18 protein-coding genes are annotated in these 21,669 nt (G+C 72.7%); 7 read left to right on the plus strand and 11 right to left on the minus strand.

Annotation, left to right across the window (positions count from 1 at the left end; translation table 11 throughout):
- Nucleotides 1-165: 165 nt before the first annotated feature.
- The 4 genes from ACIBBD_RS04650 (at nucleotide 166) to ACIBBD_RS04665 (ending at nucleotide 5,186) form a co-directional block, all read left to right on the plus strand.
- A complete protein-coding gene (locus ACIBBD_RS04650) occupies nucleotides 166-1,968 on the plus strand; it encodes an ABC transporter transmembrane domain-containing protein (RefSeq protein WP_399417818.1) in 1,803 nt (600 codons plus the stop codon).
- On the plus strand, nucleotides 1,965-3,791 hold the full coding sequence (locus ACIBBD_RS04655; protein WP_399417819.1) for an ABC transporter ATP-binding protein: 1,827 nt from the start codon (nucleotides 1,965-1,967) through the stop codon (nucleotides 3,789-3,791). Before ACIBBD_RS04650 ends, ACIBBD_RS04655 begins: the two co-directional genes overlap by 4 nt.
- A 619-nt stretch (nucleotides 3,792-4,410) precedes the next feature.
- Nucleotides 4,411-4,881 carry a DUF5709 domain-containing protein gene (locus ACIBBD_RS04660; protein ID WP_399417820.1) on the plus strand — a complete coding sequence of 157 codons (471 nt, stop codon included), beginning with the start codon at nucleotides 4,411-4,413 and terminating at the stop codon, nucleotides 4,879-4,881.
- A gap of 50 nt (nucleotides 4,882-4,931) precedes the next feature.
- Nucleotides 4,932-5,186 (plus strand): type B 50S ribosomal protein L31, encoded by a 255-nt coding sequence (locus tag ACIBBD_RS04665; protein ID WP_399417821.1) that lies wholly within the window; start codon nucleotides 4,932-4,934, stop codon nucleotides 5,184-5,186.
- Between the two features lie 19 nt (nucleotides 5,187-5,205).
- On the opposite strand, the gene ACIBBD_RS04670 is transcribed toward ACIBBD_RS04665, so the two are convergent.
- Complete coding sequence (locus tag ACIBBD_RS04670) at nucleotides 5,206-6,000, minus strand: metal-dependent hydrolase (protein WP_399417823.1); 795 nt, start codon at nucleotides 5,998-6,000, stop codon at nucleotides 5,206-5,208.
- A gap of 145 nt (nucleotides 6,001-6,145) precedes the next feature.
- On the opposite strand from ACIBBD_RS04670, the gene ACIBBD_RS04675 reads away from it, so the two are divergent.
- Together ACIBBD_RS04675 and ACIBBD_RS04680 are read left to right on the plus strand one after the other, a co-directional pair.
- Nucleotides 6,146-8,659, plus strand: coding sequence for a DEAD/DEAH box helicase (locus tag ACIBBD_RS04675; RefSeq protein WP_399417824.1), 2,514 nt, complete (start codon nucleotides 6,146-6,148; stop codon nucleotides 8,657-8,659).
- 31 nt (nucleotides 8,660-8,690) lie between these two features.
- Complete coding sequence (locus tag ACIBBD_RS04680; RefSeq protein WP_399417825.1) at nucleotides 8,691-9,560, plus strand: acyl-CoA thioesterase; 870 nt, start codon at nucleotides 8,691-8,693, stop codon at nucleotides 9,558-9,560.
- Nucleotides 9,561-9,776: 216 nt separating this feature from the next.
- On the opposite strand, the gene ACIBBD_RS04685 is transcribed toward ACIBBD_RS04680, so the two are convergent.
- From ACIBBD_RS04685 to ACIBBD_RS04710, 6 genes are all read right to left on the minus strand, one after another.
- Nucleotides 9,777-10,541: a class I SAM-dependent methyltransferase gene (locus tag ACIBBD_RS04685; protein WP_399417826.1), complete on the minus strand. Its 765-nt coding sequence runs from the start codon at nucleotides 10,539-10,541 to the stop codon at nucleotides 9,777-9,779.
- A 93-nt stretch (nucleotides 10,542-10,634) separates the two neighbouring features.
- Complete coding sequence (locus ACIBBD_RS04690; protein WP_399417827.1) at nucleotides 10,635-11,843, minus strand: aminotransferase class V-fold PLP-dependent enzyme; 1,209 nt, start codon at nucleotides 11,841-11,843, stop codon at nucleotides 10,635-10,637.
- A gap of 5 nt (nucleotides 11,844-11,848) precedes the next feature.
- Nucleotides 11,849-13,168, minus strand: a complete 1,320-nt coding sequence (locus ACIBBD_RS04695) for a pyridoxal-phosphate dependent enzyme (protein WP_399417829.1) — start codon at nucleotides 13,166-13,168, stop codon at nucleotides 11,849-11,851.
- Nucleotides 13,165-14,631: a Y4yA family PLP-dependent enzyme gene (locus ACIBBD_RS04700; protein ID WP_399417830.1), complete on the minus strand. Its 1,467-nt coding sequence runs from the start codon at nucleotides 14,629-14,631 to the stop codon at nucleotides 13,165-13,167. Before ACIBBD_RS04700 ends, ACIBBD_RS04695 begins: the two co-directional genes overlap by 4 nt.
- Before the next feature lie 522 nt (nucleotides 14,632-15,153).
- Nucleotides 15,154-16,152 carry a DUF6397 family protein gene (locus ACIBBD_RS04705; RefSeq protein ID WP_399418130.1) on the minus strand — a complete coding sequence of 333 codons (999 nt, stop codon included), beginning with the start codon at nucleotides 16,150-16,152 and terminating at the stop codon, nucleotides 15,154-15,156.
- 163 nt (nucleotides 16,153-16,315) lie between these two features.
- Nucleotides 16,316-16,729 carry a roadblock/LC7 domain-containing protein gene (locus tag ACIBBD_RS04710; protein WP_399417831.1) on the minus strand — a complete coding sequence of 138 codons (414 nt, stop codon included), beginning with the start codon at nucleotides 16,727-16,729 and terminating at the stop codon, nucleotides 16,316-16,318.
- A 121-nt stretch (nucleotides 16,730-16,850) separates the two neighbouring features.
- On the opposite strand from ACIBBD_RS04710, the gene ACIBBD_RS04715 reads away from it, so the two are divergent.
- The gene (locus tag ACIBBD_RS04715) at nucleotides 16,851-17,279 is read left to right on the plus strand and encodes a PPOX class F420-dependent oxidoreductase (RefSeq protein ID WP_399417832.1); all 429 of its coding nucleotides are present in this window, start codon (nucleotides 16,851-16,853) and stop codon (nucleotides 17,277-17,279) included.
- Nucleotides 17,280-17,298: 19 nt separating this feature from the next.
- Here ACIBBD_RS04715 and ACIBBD_RS04720 read toward each other — a convergent pair whose 3' ends face one another.
- The 4 genes from ACIBBD_RS04720 to ACIBBD_RS04735 form a co-directional block, all read right to left on the minus strand.
- On the minus strand, nucleotides 17,299-17,904 hold the full coding sequence (locus tag ACIBBD_RS04720; protein ID WP_399417833.1) for a GTP-binding protein: 606 nt from the start codon (nucleotides 17,902-17,904) through the stop codon (nucleotides 17,299-17,301).
- 215 nt (nucleotides 17,905-18,119) lie between these two features.
- Complete coding sequence (locus ACIBBD_RS04725; protein ID WP_399417834.1) at nucleotides 18,120-18,530, minus strand: DUF742 domain-containing protein; 411 nt, start codon at nucleotides 18,528-18,530, stop codon at nucleotides 18,120-18,122.
- A gap of 22 nt (nucleotides 18,531-18,552) precedes the next feature.
- Nucleotides 18,553-18,990, minus strand: coding sequence for a roadblock/LC7 domain-containing protein (locus ACIBBD_RS04730; RefSeq protein WP_399417835.1), 438 nt, complete (start codon nucleotides 18,988-18,990; stop codon nucleotides 18,553-18,555).
- The gene (locus tag ACIBBD_RS04735; protein WP_399417836.1) at nucleotides 18,987-21,635 is read right to left on the minus strand and encodes a nitrate- and nitrite sensing domain-containing protein; all 2,649 of its coding nucleotides are present in this window, start codon (nucleotides 21,633-21,635) and stop codon (nucleotides 18,987-18,989) included. Before ACIBBD_RS04735 ends, ACIBBD_RS04730 begins: the two co-directional genes overlap by 4 nt.
- Nucleotides 21,636-21,669 lie beyond the last annotated feature (34 nt).

Genomic DNA, 21,669 nt, shown 5'->3' on the forward strand with positions numbered 1-21,669 from the left:
ATCCCTGCGCCGCCGTGGAAAATCGGTTGATTCTGACCACCCGGTGAAGCGAACCTTTCACGGTTTGTTGCCGCCACTCCCGGCGGACTCCCTCCGTCCGCTCTCCCCCCGTCCGCCTCTTCCCCCGCCCCCTGTCACCCCCCTGACACGAGCCACTGGGACGTCATGCAGATCCAAGACCTTCCGTACCCCGGTCCGGGTGTCCCGGACGCACGCTCGGGGCCCCGCCTGCTGTGGTGGCTCGGCCGCAACCAGCTCGGCGGCCAACTCCGGTCACTGGCCTGGGGACTGCTGCACTTCGTGGCCGTCTCGGCGCAGCCGTTCTGCGTCGGGTTCGCCGTCGAGGCCGTCGTCGACCGCTCCGGCACACGGCTGGCGCTCGCCGGCGGGCTCATGGCCCTGTTCGGTGCGGCCACCGCCCTCGGGGACACCTTCCTGCACCGCGCCGCCATCACCAACTGGATCACCGCGGCCGCCCGTCTCCAGCAGCTCCTCGCGCGCAAGGCCGCGCGGCTGGGCTCCGCGCTGAGCCGGCGGGTCGCGGCCGGTGAGGTCGTGGCCGTCTCCACGGGGGACGTCGAGAAGATCGGCTGGTTCGTGGAGGCCGTCTCGCGGTTCACCGCCGCGGCCCTCACGGTCGTGCTGGTCTGCGTCGGTCTCGTGGTCTACCAGCCGGCCCTCGGCGTGGTGGTCGCCGTGGCCCTGCCCGTCGTCGCGGTCGCGGTGCTGCCCCTGCTGCCCCGAGCGACCCGCCGGGCCGACCACCAGCGTGAGAAGGCCGGACGCGCCACCGAACTGGCCTCGGACACCGTGGCCGGCCTGCGGGTCCTGCGCGGCATCGGCGGCGAGGAACTGTTCCTCGACCGCTACCGACACGCCTCCCAGGAGGTCCGCCACGCGGCCGTGCGCAGCGCCCGCATGTGGTCCCTGATCACCGCCGTCCAGGTCCTCATGCCGGGCCTGCTGCTGATCGCGGTCGTGTTCTACGGCGTCCACCTGGCCCGCGAGGGCCGGATCTCCGTCGGCGAACTCGTCACCTGCTACAGCTCCGTCATGGTCCTGATGTATCCCCTCAGGCACTTCGAGGAGATCGCGATGGCCTACTCGTTCTCCCGCCCGTCGGCCAAGCGGGCCGCCCACGTGCTGTCCCTGGAACGCGTCACGGACGTCGGCGGATCGCGCGCGGCGGACCTTCCCTCCGGTGACCTGTACGACCCCGCCACGGGACTGCTCGCCCCGGCCGGCCGCCTCACCGCCGTGGTGTGCGGCGACCCCGACGCGGCCGGGCGGCTGGCGGAACGCCTGGGCGGACACCCCTCGGAGAGTGGCCCGTCGGTGCTGCTCGGCGGCATTCCGCTGGACGAACTGCCGCTGGACTGCGCGCGCACCGCCGTCCTGGTCCAGGACAAGGACCCGGTCCTGCTCTCCGGCTCGCTGCGCGACCTGCTCGACGTTCCGGCCTCGGGCGACGTCGACGCGGCGGCGGCACTGGCCGCCGCCCAGTGCGGGGACGTACTCGAGGCGCTCGTCCAGGGCTCCCTCGACGCCGACGACCCGATGGACGCGCGCATCACCGAACGCGGACGCTCCCTGTCCGGCGGCCAGCGCCAGCGGCTGGCCCTGGCCCGGTCCCTCCGCACCGATCCGGAGGTACTCGTCCTGGACGAACCCACCTCCGCCGTCGACTCCCACACCGAGGCACGGATCGCCGAGGGCCTGCGGGAACTGCGGACGGGGCGCACGACGGTGGTGTTCACCTCGTCCCCGCTGCTCCTGGACCGGGCGGACCAGGTCGTCCTCGTGGACGAGGGGCGGGCCGCGGCGGTCGGCGCGCACCGCGACCTGCTGCACACCGAGTCGCGGTACCGCGCCGTGGTGACCCGGGAGACCGACGAAGAGGCCGCGCTGAGCGGTGTGTTCAAGGGTTTCGAGAAGAACGAGCTGCGAGAGATCGAGGAGACCGCATGATCGGCGTGGCGCCACCGGCGTACGACCCGGCGGCACCGACCACGGCCAGCACGCTGCCGGTCGGCGCCCCCGCGACCGTACGCGCCTACGTGGCGGAACTGTTGCGCCGGCACCGGCGCGCCTTCCTCATCCTCCTCGCCGTCAACACGGTCGCCACCGTCGCCTCGATGGTGGGGCCGTGGCTCCTGGGCGACCTCGTGGAACGGCTGTCCGACGGGGCGCGCGAACTTCCTCTGGAGCGCACCGCCGCACTGTTCCTGATCGCCCTGCTCGTCCAGGCCGCCTTCGTGCGGCAGGTGCGGTTGCGCGGCGCGATGCTCGGCGAGCGGATGCTGGCGGACCTGCGCGAGGACTTCCTCATCCGGTCGGTCCGGCTGCCGCCGGGCGTGCTGGAACGAGCCGGGACCGGCGACCTGCTGTCCCGCATCACCACGGACATCGACCGGCTGGCCAACGCCATGCGCGAGGCCGTCCCGCAGCTGACGATCGGAGTGATGTGGGCGGCGCTGCTGCTGGGCGGGCTCGTCGTCACGGCGCCTCCCCTGGCGCCGGCCGTGCTGGTCGCGGTGCCGCTGCTGGTGGCCGGCTGCCGCTGGTACTTCAAGCGGGCGCCGTCCGCCTACCGCTCGGAGGCCGCCGGGTACGCCGCCGTGGCCGCCGCCCTCGCCGAGACCGTGGACGCCGGGCGCACCGTGGAGGCCCACCGCCTCGGCGATGCCCGTGTCGAGCTGTCGGACCTGCGGATCAAGCAGTGGACCGCCTGGGAGCGGTACACCATGTGGCTGCGGTCGGTGCTCTTCCCGGTCATCAACATCGTGCACGTCACCGTCCTCGGATCGGTCGTCATGCTCGGCGGGGTGTTCGTCCTGCGGGGCTGGATCGGCGTCGGCCAGCTCACGACGGGCGCGCTCCTGGCCCAGATGCTCGTCGACCCGGTGAACCTGATCCTGCGCTGGTACGACGAGCTGCAGGTGGCGCAGGTGTCGCTGGCCCGCCTCGTCGGGGTGCGCGACATCGAGCCGGACGCGGGGGACGCCGCGCTGGAACCGGACGGGCGTGACGTGCTCGCCGACCGGGTCCACTTCGGCTACCGCGAGGGCGTCGACGTACTGCGCGAGGTGTCCCTGGAGGTCGCCCCCGGTACCCGGCTGGCCCTGGTCGGCCCCTCGGGCGCGGGCAAGTCCACGCTGGGCCGGCTCCTCGCCGGCATCTACGCACCGCGGGACGGCCGGGTCTCCCTCGGCGGGGCGGAACTGTCCCGTATGACCGCCGAGCGGGTCCGCTCACACGTGGCGCTCGTCAACCAGGAGCACCACGTCTTCGTCGGCTCGCTGCGCGACAACCTGCGGCTCGCCCTGCCCCACTCCCGGCTCCGGGCCGACGAGGGCACCCCGGCGGCCGCCGAGGACACGGAGGACGCCGAGCTGTGGGCCGCGCTGGCCGCGGTCGACGCGGACGGCTGGGCCCGGGCTCTGGACGACGGCCTCGACACCGAGGTCGGGTCCGGCGGCCTGGCGCTGACCCCGGCCCAGGCCCAGCAGATTGCGCTGGCCCGGCTGGTCCTGGCCGACCCGCACACGCTCGTCCTCGACGAGGCGACCTCGCTGCTCGACCCGCGCGCCGCCCGTCACCTGGAGCGGTCCCTGGCCCGCGTCCTGGACGGCCGCACCGTCATCGCCATCGCCCACCGCCTCCACACCGCCCACGACGCCGACGTCATCGCCGTCGTCGAGAACGGCCGCATCAGCGAGCTCGGAAGCCACACACAGCTCGTCGAGGCGGACGGAGCGTACGCGGCACTGTGGCGGTCCTGGCACGGGTGAGGGGCGGATCAGATCCACGGGGTCGGGCGGTGAGGGGGCGCGCCGCGGTGCGTGGCGGCCTCGGGGCGGGGCCCGTGCCCGGGGGTCCGTGCCGACTGAGGTCGGGGCCTCGGCGACAGAGCCCGTGTCGGCGCCGGGATCGGCGCGCGGGTCGGGGGACAGAGATGCGTTCGGCGCTGAGGCCGGGGCCGAAGCCGGAGCCGAGGCCGGGCCCGGAGCCAAAGTCGGAGCCGGGCCCGGAGCCAAAGTCGGAGCCGGTGCTGGGCCCGGCGCCGGGCCCGGAGCCGAGGCCGAGGTAGGCGTCGGGCCGAGGGCCGGCGGGCGTCGCCCCGGCCCCCGGGGCGGGCAGCGCCGAGGGGCGGCCCGAGGGGCGCCGGCCCCGCCCCGGAAGGTCCCGGAGCCAGGCGTCACGGCCCGCGCCGGTGCCCCGCTCCCGGCACCCCGCCCCCGCTGCCGTTGCGCGTCACCGAAGCGGGGTGGAACGCTGGAGAGCGGCACCCGCGCGGACGGGAGCCGGGCTGATCCGTCCGGAACGTGGCCGCGCTCGGCCGGTGCCCCGTGCGGCGGTGTCCCACCGCCGGCCGCGGTGAGGACGGGCCCGTCACCCCTGGAGGTACCCGTGAACAGCGCAGAAGGATGGGGGGACGACGTCTATCAGCCCGACGCATCCGAGATCCAGGACGACGCGGGACTGCTCGACGCGGAGGACACACTCGAGAACGACGGTGTCGACGACCCCCTGGACCGGGGCTGGTCGCCCCCGGACCGCCCCTGGGCCGTGGAGCACACCGGCGTGACGGCCGCGGAACGGCGGCAGGGCGAGACCCTGGACCAGCGGCTGGCGGAGGAACTGCCCGACCTCGTCGCACCCGACGGAGACGGTCTCGGTGATACCGACGGCACCGACGGGGAACTCCTGGACAACGAGGTCGGCGCCACCCGCTCCGGCCGGCTCGTCGCGCCGGACGAGGGAGCCCACGAGGACGAGGAGAGCGCCCTGGTCGCCACGGACGTCGGCATCGACGGCGCGGCCGCCTCCGCCGAGGAGGCCGCGATGCACATCGTCGACGAGGACGCGCTGCCCGGCTGACGCGACCGTCCCCGGCCCGTCGCTCTCGCCCCACCGCACGAGGAGCCCCGATGCAGCAGGACAAGCAGCCCGACTACCACCCGGTCGTCTTCCGTGACCGCGCCGCCGGTTACGCCTTCCTGACCCGGTCCACCGCGACCAGCGCGCAGACGATCGAGTGGGACGACGGCGAGACCTACCCGGTCGTGGACGTGGAGATCTCCTCCGAAAGCCACCCCTTCTACACCGGCAAGGCCCGCACGGTGGACACGGAGGGCCGCATCGCCCGCTTCGAGCGCCGCTACGGCGAGGGCACGACACCCTGAGCCGCCCCGCCGCCGAGGCTCAGATGACGTTCAGCGCGGCAGCGCCGCCCACTCCCCCGAGCACCATGAACACCGGCATCAGCACCTTCAGCTCGACCCAGCTGCCCGCCCGGAACCGCATCGCCTTGGGCGGACCCACCGGGTACCACCGCTTGCGCCCGATGGGGATGGGCCACAGGACCGGGCAGCCCGAGACGGTCAGCGCGTCACCGATGTCGTGCACCAGGGCGCCCAGCAGGATCGGCAGCCCCAGCCACAGGTACTCCTGGCCGGGGTCCGTGAACAGCCAGTCCGCGCCGTTGCCGGGCTTGTCCAGGATCCCGGCCAGGATCCACGCGCTGGTCGCCGCCAGCAGCCACACCAGCACGTCGCTGCTGGAACCACGCGTCGCCCGCCACAGCAGGCCCTCGATCGCCAGCACCATGTGCACGAAGAGGATCGCCAGCACCGCCCAGCGGCCACCGGAGATCGCCAGCACCGAGGTGCCCGCGCCGATCATGACCGCCCACAGCCAGGTGTGCGTCAGGGTGCGGTGTCCACCGGAGCGACGCGGGTCGCCCTGTTTCTTCGTGGCCTTGTAGACGGCGTAGGAGAGCTTGTCCACGATCTCGCACAGCCAGCGCGAGACGGGACCGAAGGCCCGGGAGATCGTCGCGGCCTTGTGGTCGAGGTCCGGAGCGAGTGCGGCACCGGCGCAGATCAGCGCACCGGACAACAGCACGGGCCAGGGCATGGTGTGACCGGCCGCGGCGGCCGCCGCGCCCACGCCGAGCCAGGCGGCGGCGCCCGACAGTGAGTGTGCTGGTCCCATCATGGCCGTTGCCCGCCCTGTTCCTCGTGTGCCGCTGTCCAGTTGACCGGGTGCGATGACGCGCCGTCGGCGACACAGCGTAGCTCCCGTGATCTTCGGACGGGCATCCGATTCCCCCCCAGGGCCTCGGGGCAGGCAAGATGGGGGCGTGACCCTCATCGATCAGTTGCCGCCGACCGCAGATCCCGACGCCCTGTACGACGCCTTCGAGTCCTGGGCCCAGGAGCGCGGTCTCACGCTCTACCCCCACCAGGAGGAGGCGCTGATCGAGGCGGTCTCCGGAGCGAACGTGATCGTCTCGACGCCCACCGGTTCGGGCAAGAGCATGATCGCGGCGGGTGCGCACTTCGCGGCCCTCGCCCGGGACGAGGTCACCTTCTACACGGCGCCCATCAAGGCGCTGGTGTCGGAGAAGTTCTTCGAGCTGTGCAAGCTCTTCGGCACGGAGAACGTCGGCATGCTGACCGGCGACGCCTCCGTCAACGCCGACGCCCCGGTCATCTGCTGCACCGCCGAGGTGCTCGCCTCGATCGCGTTGCGCGACGGCAGGCACGCGGACGTCGGCCAGGTCGTGATGGACGAGTTCCACTTCTACGCGGAGGGCGACCGCGGCTGGGCCTGGCAGATCCCCATCCTGGAGCTGCCGCAGGCGCAGTTCGTCCTCATGTCGGCGACGCTCGGCGACGTCTCCTTCTTCGAGAAGGACCTGACCCGCCGTACCGGCCGGCCCACCGCGGTGGTCCGCTCGGCGACCCGGCCGGTGCCGCTGTCCTACGAGTACCGGTACACCCCGCTCACGGAGACCCTCACCGACCTGCTGGAGACGAAGCAGGCTCCCGTCTACATCGTGCACTTCACGCAGGCGCAGGCGGTGGAGCGGGCGCAGGCGCTGATGAGCATCAACATGTGCTCGCGTGAGGAGAAGGAGCAGATCGCGGAGCTGATCGGCAACTTCCGCTTCACCACGAAGTTCGGCCGCAACCTCTCCCGTTACGTGCGGCACGGCATCGGCGTGCACCACGCCGGCATGCTGCCCAAGTACCGGCGCCTGGTGGAGAAGCTCGCCCAGGCCGGTCTGCTGAAGGTGATCTGCGGGACGGACACGCTCGGCGTCGGCGTCAATGTGCCCATCCGGACGGTGCTGTTCACGGCGCTGACCAAGTACGACGGCAACCGCGTGCGTACGCTGCGGGCGCGGGAGTTCCACCAGATCGCGGGCCGGGCCGGCCGCGCCGGCTTCGACACGGCGGGGCTGGTGGTCGCGCAGGCGCCCGAGCACGTCATCGAGAACGAGAAGGCGCTCGCCAAGGCCGGCGACGACCCGAAGAAGCGCCGCAAGGTGGTGCGCAAGAAGGCGCCGGAGGGGTTCGTCGGCTGGACGGAGAACACCTTCGAGAAGCTCATCGACTCCGAGCCGGAGCCGCTGACGTCCCGCTTCCGCGTCACGCACACGATGCTGCTGTCCGTGATCGCCCGCCCCGGCAACGCCTTCGCCGGGATGCGGCACCTGCTGGAGGACAACCACGAACCGCGCAAGCAGCAGCTGCGGCACATCCGGCGCGCGATCGCGATCTACCGCTCCCTGCTGGACGGCGGGATCGTGGAGAAGCTCGACGAGCCGGACGCCACGGGCCGCATCGTCCGCCTCACCGTGGACCTGCAGCAGGACTTCGCGCTGAACCAGCCGCTGTCCACCTTCGCGCTGGCCGCCTTCGAACTGCTCGACCCGGAGTCGCCGTCCTACGCGCTCGACATGGTCTCCGTCGTGGAGTCCACGCTCGACGATCCGCGTCAGATCCTCGCCGCCCAGCAGAACAAGGCGCGCGGCGAGGCGGTCGCCGCGATGAAGGCGGACGGCGTCGAGTACGAGGAGCGCATGGAGCGCCTCCAGGACATCAGCTACCCGAAGCCGCTGGAGGAGCTGCTCTTCCACGCGTACGACACGTACCGCAAGAGCCACCCGTGGGTCGGCGACCACCCGCTGTCGCCGAAGTCGGTGATCCGCGACATGTACGAGCGGGCCATGTCCTTCACCGAGCTGGTGTCCCACTACGAGCTGGCCCGCACCGAGGGCATCGTGCTGCGCTACCTGGCCAGCGCCTACAAGGCCCTCGACCACACCGTCCCGGACGACCTCAAGTCCGAGGATCTGCAGGACTTGATCGAGTGGCTGGGCGAGATGGTGCGCCAGGTCGACTCCAGCCTGCTGGACGAGTGGGAGCAGCTCGCCAACCCGGAGGAGATGACCGCCGAGGAGGCCCAGGAGAAGGCCGACGAGGTCAAGCCGGTCACCACCAACGCGCGCGCCTTCCGCGTCCTCGTCCGCAACGCGATGTTCCGTCGCGTGGAGCTCGCCGCCCTGGACCAGGTCGACGAACTCGGGGAGCTGGACGCCGACTCCGGCTGGGACGCGGACGCGTGGGGCGAGGCGATGGACAAGTACTGGGACGAGTACGACGACCTCGGCACCGGTCCGAACGCCCGTGGTCCCAAGCTGCTCGTCATCCAGGAGGAGCCGGAGAACCGTCTGTGGCGGGTCCGGCAGATCTTCGACGACCCCAACGGCGATCATGACTGGGGCATCAGCGCGGAGGTCGACCTCACGGCCTCGGACGCGGAGGGCCGCGCGATCGTCCGCGTCACCGACGTGGGCCAGTTGTGATCACGGAAGCAGGCACAGGAGAAGCGCACCGATGACGAATCCCGCCGACAGGCTCGTCGACCTGCTCGATCTGGAGCAGATCGAGGTCAACATCTTCCGCGGCCGCAGCCCGCAGGAGTCCCTGCAGCGGGTCTTTGGCGGGCAGGTGGCGGGCCAGGCGCTGGTCGCGGCCGGCCGGACCACCGAGGGCGACCGGCCCGTGCACTCGCTGCACGCGTACTTCCTGCGCCCGGGCCGGCCGGGCGTGCCGATCGTGTACCAGGTCGAACGGGTGCGGGACGGGCGGTCGTTCACGACGCGCCGGGTCACCGCGGTGCAGCAGGGCCGCACGATCTTCAATCTCACCGCCTCGTTCCACAAGCCGGAGGAGGGGCCCTTCGAGCACCAGCTGCCGCCGGCCCGTGAGGTGCCGGACCCGGAGTCCCTGCCGACGGTCGTGGAGGAGGTCCGTAAGCATCTGGGCGGGCTGCCGGAGCAGTTGGAGCGGATGGCACGCCGGCAGCCCTTCGACATCCGGTACGCGGACGGGCTGCGCTGGAGCGACGAGGAGATCAGGGACGCCGAGCCGCGCAGCGCGGTGTGGATGCGCGCGGTCGGTCCGCTCGGTGACGATCCGCTGGTGCACACCTGCGCGCTGACGTACGCCAGTGACATGACGCTTCTCGACGCCGTCCGTCTCCCGGTCGAGCCTCTGTGGGGTCCGCGGAACTTCGACATGGCGTCGCTGGACCACGCCATGTGGTTCCACCGGCCGTTCCGCGCGGACGAGTGGCTGCTGTACGACCAGGAGTCACCGATCGCGGTCGGCGGTCGTGGCCTGGCCCGCGGCCGCATCTACGACCGCGAGGGCCGGCTGGTCGTGTCGGTGGTCCAGGAGGGACTCTTCCGCAAGCTCGGCTGACGTCTTCTCCCACTGTTCGCGAGCGGTGCCGGTCCCCCGTCGGGGTGTTCAGCGCCTCCACTGCCGCGGGCGGTGGGCCGACCGGCGGCCGTGCAACCGGTAGACCGACCTCAGGGCGACCGCGAGGAACACACAGCACCCGATGGCGACGAGCAGCCGGACGAGAAGGTCGCCGCCACCGATCCGGTTTAGGATCCCCGGCACTTCGGCTGTGGGTCAGCGGACCGCGACGACGACGCAGCTGTCGCCGTACTGCCAGACGGCGCCCGCCCGCCCGAACCCCGCCCGGCGCAGCAGGTCCAGGTGGGCGGACAGGGACAGGCGGGCTGCGCTGCCGGTGCCGCCGACCGGCTGCCGCCTCCGGCGTTCGGCGAGGAGGTCGGCCAGTTCGGGGTCCTCCGCGACCGCCGCCCACCAGGCCTCCCAGTCCTCGTGGGCGAGGGCTCGCTGCCGCTCGGCCCGGCGGCGGCCCACGCACCCGGTGATGCCGGCCAGTACGGGGTCGTCCTGCGGGAGGTGGTCACCGTTGACGAGGACCCCGCCGGGGCGCAGCAGCCCCGCGAGGTGGCGGTAGGTGCGGTGCAGGGCGTCCACGCTCAGGTAGTGCAGGGCGGTCGTCGACACGGCCGCGTCCAGGGGGCGGTCGAGGGCCAGGGCCCGCGTCCAGCCGTCCTCGCCGATCACCGTGTCGACGTAGCGGGCCGCGTCGGCGTGGTGCGTGCGGGCGAGTTCGAGCAGCAGGGGGTCCTGGTCGACGGCCACGATGTCCGCGTCGGGCAGTCGGCGGGCCAGCCGGGCCGCCAGCGAGCCGGGGCCGCAGCCGAGGTCGACGAGCAGGGGCCGGCCGGCGCGGCCCGCGGTGATGTGCTCGACGATGTCGGCGATCACCGTGAAGCGGTCCTCACGGTCGACGGCGTACCGCCGCTGCTGGAGTTCCCACCGCTCCACCCAGGTCTCGGCCGTCGCCAGGCTCAGCCCCATCCGGTCGTGCCACCTTGCCGTTTCGTGCCTGCGTTCCTTCTCGACGCGACTCTACCGATGGAAACGGTTCCCATTCTCGTTTTTCGGGCCGCGTCACCCCAGGGTGGCAAGGACCGCCAACAGCCGGTCGATCTCCTCGGCGGTGTTGTAGACGTGCACGCTCACTCGCACGGACTCGCTCTCCTCCCCCGCGCCGCCCTGGCAGTGGTGGTCGGAGCGGACCATGAAACCGTGGCTGAAGAGGATGAACCCCAGGTCGCCCGAGCCGATCCCGCGGTGGCGGAAGGTGACGATGCCCTGGCGCCGCTGGACCGGGGAGTCGGCCGCCAGGCTGGCCTGGCAGCCGAGGATCTCGTAGGCGTCCAGGTGGCGCAGCCCTTCGGTGAGGCGGGCGGTGAGCGCGACCGTCCAGCGTGCGACGCGGTCCGTGCCGGCGGTCTCGAGCCAGTCCAGCGCGGCGGCGAGGGAGGCGATGCCGACGGTGTTGGGGGTGCCCGACCAGCCGCCGGGGGTGAACGCCGGGCCGCGCGTCTGGCGGGCCCAGACGGCGCCCGTGCCGGGCAGGGCGAGGGCCTTGTGCCCGGAGAACACGACGAAGTCCACGTCCAGATCGGCCACGGACACCGGCAGATGGCCGATGCTCTGGGCGGCGTCCAGGCAGATGACCGCGTCCGGGCCGACCGCCTGCCGGATGCGGTGGACGTTCATGTCGCCGCCGTAGACGTGGTGGACGTGGGTGACGGCGACGAACCTGGTGCGCGGCCCGGCGAGCCGTGCGAGGGCGGTGTGGTCGTAGTCGCCGGACGCGCGCTGGTAGGGCATCGGCAGGACGCGGACGTGCACGCCCCGGCGGGCCGTCTCACGCTGGACCTCGAGCCAGGGTTCGATGTTGGCCCGGTGGTCGGCGACCGGTACGACGATCTCGTCGCCGTCGGTGAGCAGTCCCGGGAGCCAGTCGCGGGCGATGGTGCGCAGCCCCTCGGTGGTGCCGCTGGTGAAGTGCACGGAGGAGTGCTCCGGCGCCGGGTCGCGCAGGAACCGCGCGACCTGCTCGCGGGTCCGTTCGACCAGGTCGGTGGTGCGGTTGGCCCACGGATACGTGCCACGCCCGGCGTTGGCGTTGGTCGTGGTGAGGTAGGTCCGGACGGCGTCGAGCACGGCCTGCGGCTTCTGGGCGGTGGCCGCGCTGTCCAGGTAGGCCAGGTCAGGGTGGCCGGTGATGATCGGGAACTGGGTGCGCAGCGCGCGCTGCCACTCCCCCAGCTCCGCGATGACGGCGGGGCCCTGAGCGAACGTGGTCATGTCGCTCAGTCCCGGACCAGGGGCGCGCCCGCGTCGCGCCAGGCGATGATGCCGCCCGCCAGACTGCGGACGTCCGGGTGTCCCATCCGGGTCAGCAACGCGGCGTAGCGGGCGGACTTCTCGCCGACCGGGCAGGCCAGCAGCACCGGTCGGTTGCGGCTGAAGGGCAGACCGCCGCGGAGGAGTTCCTCGAACAGTTCGTCGACGATGTTGACCGAGCCGTCGATGTGCAGGGCGGCGAACGCGTACGGGCTGCGCAGGTCGACGACGAGGGGACCTTCGGTGGCGATCCACTCCCGGGCGCCGGGAACGTCCACGGCCGGAGCCGTGCGGATCTCGGCGTCGGTCACGTCGAGAGGGGAGTCCGGGCGGCGGGGAAGACCGAACAGGTCGGGGCGCCGCTGCCGTACGTAGCTCAGATAGCTCTCGACCCGGTCGCAGACGATGAAGACGGCCGTCTGCCGCTCCGTCAGCTCCGCGTCGACGGCCGCCAGTCGGCGCAGGGCGCCGAAGTAGGCGGCTCCGCCCGTGGGTCCGGCCAGGATGCCGCACCGGCGGTTGAGCGTCAGCATCCCCTCGATCGCCTCGTCGGAGCGGACCGCGTCGATGGTGTCGTAGGTGCCGGGATCGAACAGGCCCACCTCGTGGGCCTCGTCGATGGTCCGGATGCCCGGGATGAAGTCGGACTTGGCCGCGACCAGCCCCACCACCCGGACGGCGGCGTCGTGTTCGCGCAGCACACGGGCGACGCCCGTGGAGGATCCGGCGGTGCCCACGCAGGCGATGAACCAGTCGGGGGCGCGGCCGTCCAGGTCCTTGACGATCTCCGGCCCGGTGCCGGTGAGGTGGGCCTCGGTGTTGCGCGGGTTGAAGTACTGGTCGGTGTGCAGGTACGCGCTGCCCGGCTCGGACAGGGTGCGGTGGAAGAGGGTCAGCGGGTCGTCGGTGGCGGTCGGGTCGAGGCACTCGCTCTGGCCCGGCAGCTCCTCGATCTCCGCGCCGAGCAGCAGGAGCAGGTCCTTGATCTCCGGAACCCGCATCCGGTTGGTGACGCTCTTGAAGGTCAGCCCGTGCATGCCCGCGAGGACGGCGAGGGCCTTGGCGGTGTTGCCGCTGGACAGCTCGACGACCTGACTGCCGACCGCGGCCGCGTCGGCGAGCCGGGGGCGCGCCATGTTCCAGGCAGCCCGGTCCTTGACCGACCCGAACGGGTTGAGCAGTTCCAGCTTGGCGTACAGGTCGATGTGCGTGAGCCCGTGCACGGCCGGGTCGATGCGTACGAGCGGGGTGTTGCCGATGGCTTCGGTGATGCTGTCGTACCTCACTGCGCTCCCCCCATGGATGTGGTCGGCCAGTACTGGTCGTCCAGGCACCAGTGCCACGTGCCGCCCTCCTGCCAGGCGGCGACCTTGCGCGCGACCGGCTGCCGCTGGGCCCGGGTGGCGTGGAAGTCCATGCAGTATCCGGCGGTGTTGGTGAAGGCCAGGACGTCGCCGGGTGCGGGCCGGCGCGGCAGGAAGACCGTCCGGCGAGTGATCAGGTCGGTCTCCAGGCACAGGCTGCCGAAGAGGTGGACGGCGACCGGCCCCGTTTCGGAACGTGCCGCGTCCCGGGAAACGACGACGGGGTCCATCAGCACCCCGTGCTCCTCCAGCGCCACGTCGTCGGCCGTCGCCGCGAGCCGGACGAGGAGCTCCTCGCCGTCCTCCCGAGCGCGCACCTCCAGGACCTTCGCCAGGGTCAGTCCGCACTGGTCGAGCAGGGCCCGTCCCGGCTCGACGTGGAGGTCGTACAGGTGCTCCAGCAGCAGTGCGGCCAGAGGGCGGCCGCCGAAGGACGCGGCCGGGTGCGCGAGGAGTTCGTCGAGGTAGCGAGGTCCGGAGACCGGCCGGTGAGCGGGATAGAGACCGAGCGTTCCGCGCAGGGTTCCGGACTCGTTGCGCAGCCCGTAGCCGTGTCCGCCCCAGGACAGGGGCGGGCGGGTGCCCAGGACGGCGGCGGTGAGCTCGCTCGTGTACCGCTCCCACTGCTCGCCGTCGGCCAGGTAGTCGACGCCGAAACCGCCGCCGATGTCGACGGCCGACGGCCGCAGACCCCTCCTGCGGCACTCCTCCAGCACCGCCAGGCAGCCCGCCAGGGCCGTCGCCTTCTCGGTGAGGCTCGTCGTGTCCAGGTGGAAGGCCACCCCCACCAGGTCGACGACGTCGCCGTTCCGCTCGACGGTCTCCAGCAGCGGCCCGACCTCCCGGACGGGCGTGCCGAAGCGGCTCCGGCGGCTCAGCACCCGCACCCCGGACGTCTCGAACCCGGACAGCCGCAGCAGGACGCGGACCCGGGGAAGTGTGAACTTTCGGATGACGGCGGCGAGTTGCTCCACCTCGTCCGCGCTGTCGACACCGACGGTGACCGACGTGCGTGCGGCCAGCCACAGGAACTCGGGGTTCTTCGGTCCGGTGGCCGTGATCCGGTCGGGGGTGAGGCCGGCGCCGAGCGCGTGCCGCAACTCGCCGAGCGAGGCGACGTCCACCCCGGCGTCGGTGGCGGCCAGCCGCCGCAGCAGGGCACTGGACCGGTTGGCCTTGTGGGCGAAGAACACCTGGCCGGACAGGTGATGCCTGCCGAACACCGACCGGAACCGCTCCACGTTCGCGGCGAGTTGGTCGGGAACGACCACGTTCAGCGGGGACCCCAGCGCGTCGGTGAGGGTGTGCACCAGCCCGGGTGACTCCAGGAGCGAGCGCAACGCCTCCCCCAGTCGCGGTGCGAGATACAGGGGCTGCCCGCCCATACCCGGCCCTCCCCCAGCGTGTCGGGCCCGGTATTCCGGGCACGGCCTCCCACTCCCCGCGGTTCGCCGTACAACCCCTTTCCCATCTTCCGGCCGCTTTATCCCCCGTACATCACCAAGTGGGCGGTGGGCGACGCGATCTCGGCCGGGACCGGACCGGATGGGGGACGGGCGCCGTACGGCTGCTGCGGCCTCGCCCGCGCCATGGGGGTGCCCACGGCGCCGGCCGACGGTCACCGCCCTGGTCCTGTTCCCCGTGGACGTGGCTGCCCCAGCCCCGGGTCCGTCCGCGGTCACCGGTGACCGCGGACGCGTATGACGCCGCGCGGGCCGAGGAGGCTCCCCGGACCGGCACCGGGGCCACCCGGGTGAAGGTGCCGTCCGGGGCGTCTTCCGGGCGGGTCGGACACCGCCGGAAGCCGACCGCGACCATCCCGTTGCCGGTCCCGGCGCCGCCTGTACCGGTACCGGCGGCGCCGGTACCCGTGCCGCCCGACGGCATCCCGCTGGGGGTCCCGTGCGTCACGTGGTTCTGCGGCGCAGCCAGTCCCACAGACCGGTCCTGGCTCGCGCGGGCCGGTCGGAGGGCCGGTGGGAGAGCCGGTGGGAGAGACCGTCGGACGGCGGGGCTTGCCCCGCCGGGTGCGGCGACGCCGGGGCCGGCTTCTGGTGGAGTTTCAGGGGGTTCCGTCTCCGCTTCGGTGGCTTCCGGTCCTGCCTCGGTGGCTTCCGGTTCTGTGAGGGGCGTGGCGCGGGCTGGTGGGTGCGGGCCTCGTCCAGGGTTTGCGCCAGGTCGGAACGCAGCCAGTCGATCTCGTCGGGGTCGTCCGCCGTCATGATCCTCTCGACGAGGTGCGCGGCCGGTGAACCGGGCGCTGCATGGGCCGGTGGTCCCGGTCGGAAGCGGTTCAGATGGGATCGTTCGTACGGGTCTTTGACGATCTGCGCGACCTGGACGGGATCGAGGAACCCGGCCAGGGCTCCGGCGCGCTGCCAGGGATCGCCGGCCTGCCGCAGCAGGAACCCGAGGTGGCGGCCCCGCCAGTTGCGGGGACGCAGGTCGAGACCCGCGGCCAACTGCTTGCGCATGCCCTCGGGCGCCCGGCCCGTCAGCAGGGGTGCCTGGTCCTTGTCGGCGGCGAACTGCCTCAGTTCGTCGGCGAGGTACAGCCAGACGACGGCCCGGTAGCGGTTCAGGTGGAACGTCACGGGCACCACCAGCCCCAGCCGCGCGAGGCGCGTGAAGCGGGTGGGCGCTACCTCCATGACGGCCGCGCCCGCGCTGGTGCCGACGGTCTCGACGCTCTTGCGCAGTACCTCGGGGAAGCCGGGCTCCGAGCGCAGGCGGTCGAGCTCGGCTCGGGCCACCAGGCGTCCCCCGCCTCCTTCGTCGGGCAGGGTTCTGATCCGCCCGAGGTTCACGGCGAGGTCGAACTCGCGGCGCTTCAGGGTCAGTTCCCTTGCCGCACGGCTGAACGTGCAGAAGAGCTCGTGCGGTCGTGTGGTGGTGTCGCCCGACATGGTCGTCTCCCCCGTGGAGTCCGAGTGGCCCGCGCCGCCTGCGGCGGGCGTGGAGTCCGAGTGGCCCGCGCCGTCCGCGGTGGCCTCGGAAAAACCGTAGCCGGATTCGCGCACGCCGTGGCAAGCCTGTGGACAACTCCAGGGCGAGGGGATGAAGAGCAGGTCAGAGCTGTGTGGGCGGGATGTGACCGGGACGGCGGGCGTCCACCGCGAGGTGCTCGCCGACGCGGTTGACGAGCAGCGCCATCTCGTAGGCGATCTGGCCCATGTCGGCCTCCGCGGCGCTGAGCACGCACAGACAGCTGCCGGTGCCGGCCGCGGTGACGAACAGCACCGCGTCGTCGAACTCGACCATCGTCTGCCGCACTTGGCCGGCACCGAAGTGGCGTCCGGAGCCCTTGGCCAGGCTGTGCAGTCCGGAGGAGACGGCGGCGAGGTGCTCCGCGTCCTCCCGGCGCAGTCCCGTGCTCGCGCCCGCCACCAGACCGTCGTTGGACAGGACCAGTGCGTGTCGCACGTGGTCGACCCGCTCGGTCAGGTCGTCCAGCAGCCACCCCAGCCCCTGCTTCTGCGCCATGTTCCGTCTCTCCCCGTGTTCTGTTCCCCGTGTTCTGTTCCCCGTGCGCTCTCCCGCCTGGCGGGAGGGTCTGGTCGCCAGCCTTCCCCACCACCGGCCGCCGAGCAAGGAGGATGAGGACATGGCACACAAGATGACCGACGAGGAATGGCGGGCGTTCGTCTCGCACGGCACCCGTACCGGGAAGCTGTCCACGGTGCGTGCGGACGGACGTCCGCACGTGGCACCGGTCTGGTTCCTGCTCGACGGGGACGAGGTGGTCTTCAACACCGGCAAGGACACGGTGAAGGGGCGCAATCTGGTCCGGGACGGCCGGGTCGCCCTCTGTGTGGACGACGACCGGCCGCCGTTCGGCTACGTGGTGGTGCAGGGCGTCGCGCGCGTCTCGGAGGACCTCCACGAGGTACGGCACTGGGCGACCCGGATCGGAGCGAGGTACATGGGCGAGGACCGAGCCGAGGAGTTCGGTGCCCGTAACGGCGTTCCGGGCGAACTGCTCGTCCGTGTGAAGATCGAGAAGGTGCTCGCGGAGGTGGCCGTCGCGGACTGACGGGGGGATGGGCGGCCCCTCAACTCACCGAGTCGAGCAGTCGGGCGGTGTGCATCCGCCCGGCGTACTCGACGAGCCTGATCAGCACCTCCTTCCCCGAGTCACGGTCGCGGGCGTCGCACAGGACCACGGGCGTGCCCTGGTCGAGGTCGAGGGCGCGCGAGACCTCGGGCGCCCCGTAAGTGCGCGCTCCGGTGAAGCAGTTGACGGCCACCACGAAGGGGATGTGCCGGTGCTCGAAGTAGTCGACCGCGGGGAAGCAGTCCTCCAGGCGGCGGGTGTCGGCGAGCACGACGGCCCCCAGGGCTCCCTGGGACAGTTCGTCCCACAGGAACCAGAAGCGGTCCTGGCCGGGGGTGCCGAACAGGTACAGGGAGAGGCCGGAGCGGATGGTGATCCGGCCGAAGTCCATGGCGACGGTCGTCGTGACCTTCTGGTCGACGCCGTCGGTGTCGTCGACCAACTGGCCTGCCTCGCTCAGCAGTTCCTCGGTGCGCAGCGGCTTGATCTCGCTGACCGCGCCCACCAGGGTGGTTTTCCCCACGCCGAAACCGCCGGCGACCAATATCTTCAACGCCAGGGGGGTCGTGTCGCCACCCGTGGCGTCGGAGTGCTCGGAGACCATGGATCACTTCTCTCGGGAGTGCGGGCAACGGTCGAGGGGGAAGTACGGGGGCGAGTACGCCGGCAGGGGTGCCTGCTCGGGGCGTGCGTACGGGCTCCGGCAGGCTGCCTGGGCGGGTGCGAGCACGGGCTCCGCAGAGCCCCGCGCGGGGCGCGAGCACGGGTCGGCGTGTCGGGTGTGGGTCCGTACGCTTCCGCAGGGGTGCGGACGTTCGTCTACAGCGCCCGCAGTCCTTCGATGACCTCACGCAGGATCCGTTCGTCGGGCAGCCGGGCGGGTGGGACGGGTCGGCTGACGGTGACGCGGCCGAGTTCCAGCAGGTCGCCGAGGAGCACCCGGACCACTCCCACGGGAAGGTCGGCGCCCGCCGCGAGTTCCGCGACGGACTGGGTTTCCGTACGGCACAGGCCGATGAGGGTGCGGTGTTCCGGCCCGAGGCCCGCACCGTCGGCGCCGGGCCCGCCCGGGTCCAGGGTGACCAGGGCGATCAGGTCGAAGCGCACGCCGGCGGGCCCGGGTCTCGTGCGTCCGCCCGTCATGGCGTACGGCCGCACGAGGGGCCCGGCCTCGTTGTCGTACCACTGGCTGCCCTGTTCGTGCGGGGTGCCGGTCAGGTCCTCGGTCATCGGTGCGGGTCACCCTCTCGCCTCAGCCGGCGGCAGGTGGCCGTGCCGAGAGACGCGGCGGCGTGTAGAGGTGCTCCCCCACGCGCTTGACCAGCCGCGCCATCTCGTAGCCGACCAGGCCGATGTCGGCGGTGACGGCGGTGAGGACGGCGAGGCAGGAGCCGTCGCCCGCGGCGGCCACGAAGAGGAAGCCGTCGTCCATCTCCACCATGGTCTGGCGTACGCCGCCGGCGCCGAAGTGCCGGCCCGCGCCCTTGGCGAGGCTGTGGAAGCCGGAGGCGACGGCGGCGAGGTGTTCGGCGTCCTCGCGGCCGAGGCCGGTGGACGCGCCGACGGCGAGTCCGTCGTTGGACAGCACCACGGCGTGCCGCACCTCGCTCACGCGCATCACCAGGTCGTCCAGCAGCCAGTCGAGTTCGCCGTGCCGCTGGGCCGGCCTCGTGCTCGGTTCCTGGATCATGCGGGGTCTCCTTCGCTGCTGTCGCTGCCCGGTGCGGGATCCGGGGTGGCGCCCGGGCCGGGGTGCCTTCCGCCGCCGCGCGCCCAGCCGTCCCGGTAAGCGGCCATCCGGTCCCGTACGAGTTCGGGGGTGCGTCCGTCGTCGCTGCGCGGGCCGGGGGCCGGAGCGGGGGCCTCGGGCTGCGGCCGGCGCAGTTGGGGGGCGAGGTTCGCCTGCCGTACCCGGCGCGGCAGGTCGTCCGATCCGTCGGAGTCGTCCGGCGGGCGGTGCAGGCGCAAGGCGGTGACTCCGGGGGGTGGGGTGTCGGACGTCGGTTCGGCGGCGGCCCGGACGGGAGCGATGAGCGCCGGTCGTTCGGCGGTCGCGGGGATGGCTTCGTGGTGCCCGTCGACGGTCGTCGGGATGGCTCCTTGGTGGCCGTCCGCGGTCGCGGAGAAGGTTCCCTGGTGTCCGTCGGTGGTCGTGGAGAAGGCTTCCTGGTGCCGGCCGGTGGTCGCGGAGACGGCTTCCTGGTGCCGGTCGGCGGCGGGCACGCGCGCGTGCTCGCGTCCGGCCGGCTGCTGCGCTCGCGTGACCTCTCGGGCGGAACGTTCCGGTGTGCCGCTGTGCAGCAGGGCGGTGGGCAGCAGGACGACCGCCGTGGTGCCGCCGTAGGGCGAGGGGCGCAGGTGGACCTTGACGTCGTGGCGTGCGGCCAGCCTGCTGACCACGAACAGGCCGAGCCGGTCGCTGTCGAACAGGTCGAGGGCCTCGGACTGCGCGATCCGCCGGTTGGCCTCGGCGAGGGTCTCCTTGCCCATGCCGAGCCCCCGGTCCTCGACCTCGACGGCGTAGCCGTTGCCGACGGGCTCCCCGGTGACGCGCACGCGCGTGTGCGGGGGTGAGAACTGGGCGGCGTTCTCGACGAGTTCGGCGAGGAGGTGGGTGAGGTCGGCGACGGCGGAGCCGATGACGGACGCCTCCGGGAGCTGCCTGACCTCCACGCGCGCGTAGTCCTCGACTTCGGAGACGGCGGCGCGGACCACGTCGGTCAGGGGGACCGGCATGCGCCAGGCCCGGCCGGGAGCGGCGCCGGAGAGGATGATCAGGCTTTCCGCGTGGCGTCGCATGCGGGTCGTGAGGTGGTCGAGCCGGAAGAGGTCGCCCAGTTCGTTCGGATCGTCCGAGCGGCGCTCCATGCTGTCCAGAAGGCTGAGTTGGCGGTGGACGAGGACCTGGCTGCGTCGGGCGAGGTTGACGAAGACCCCTGAGATGCCGCTGGCGAGTTCGGCGCGCTCCACGGCGGCCCGAAGGGCGGCGCGGTGCACGGTGCCCAGGGCCTCGGCGACCTGGCCGGTCTCGTCCTCGGCGGCCGGCCCGGCCGGCGCTTCGGCCCGCACGTCGATCTCCTCGCCGGCCCGCAGTTTCCGCATCGCCTCGGGCAGCTTGCGGCGGGCGATCTCCAGGGCGCTGTCGCGCAGGCTGACCAGTTCCACGACGAGCCCGCGGCCGATGCGCACGGAGATGACGAGTGAGGCCGCGACGGCGGCGAGACCGAGCAGGACCGCGGCGCCGGCCGGGGTGAGCAGTCCGCGCGTGAACGGGTCGACGCGGTCGGCGACTGCGCGCGCCGCGTCCGCCTCGATGGTCCGCATGCCGTTCTGCACGCGCGCGTGGGCCGTGCCCCAGGTGGCTTCGGGCGCGGCGGCGACGGCCTTCGTTCCGGGCCCGTGGGCGAGCACCTTGTCCTCGACGGCGTCCACGGCGGCGTAGGCGCTGCCGGCGGCCAGGCCGCGCCAGGCGGCGCGTTCGGGGCCGCGCAGGTCCGCCGCGGCCGACTCGGTGAGGGTGCGGCGGGCGGTGACGGCGCCGGTGAACAGCCGCATGCGCTCCCCGTCGAGGCGCCCGGCCAGACGCGCGCTGTCGAGCACGACGTCCTCCTGGGCCAGCGCCTCTCCCGCGCGGGAGAACTCGAGCAGCACACGCGCGTCCGAGCCGAGTTCGGCGTCCTGGATGCCGGAGAGGGCCCCGCCGACGGAGAAGGCGGCCGAGATGGTGCTCGTGTACCGGCCGTACGTCTCCTCCCAGCCCGCGGTGCCGTCGAGCACGGCGGTCCGCAGCGGGCGCAGTTCCTCGGCCCCGGAGACGAACGCCTCGAGGCGCTGGGCGACTCCGGCGGGCAGTTCCTGGCCGTCGGCGACGGTGTTGTCGTCGCCGAGCCGCAGTTCGGCCACCGCGCGGTCGGTGCCTTCGGCGAGCTTCCTCAGGTCGTCGCCCTGTCCGGCGGCCGGGGCGGTGGCGTGGCGTACGGCGGCCGCCCGTTCGGCCTGGAGGGCGGCCACCGCGGCCGCGACGGGCGTGCGCACCTCGGAGTCCACGCGCTGCAACTGGCGCAGCCGGGAGATGTCCTGGGCGGTACTGACGGTGGCGTACGCCCACAGGGCCAGCAGGGAGACGACGGGCACCATCAGCAGGCAGACGATCTTGGCGCGTACGGTGCGCGGCCTGATCCGTCGGCGTCCCGCGCGCGCGGACGGCGCGTCCGCCGGTGTTGCGGGCCGCTCGTCCGGTCCCTCGTCGGCGGGGGGTCCGGCGTGGGCACGACGCCCGCGCACGAGAGGCGGCGTCTCGGCGCCGTCCGTGGGGGTCCTCCGGGGTGTGCGCATGGCCTCCTCGCTCGGAAGGGGTTCGGGGGGCGTG

It is taken from the genome of Streptomyces sp. NPDC051315 (assembly GCF_044455165.1).
GTDB lineage: Bacteria > Actinomycetota > Actinomycetes > Streptomycetales > Streptomycetaceae > Streptomyces.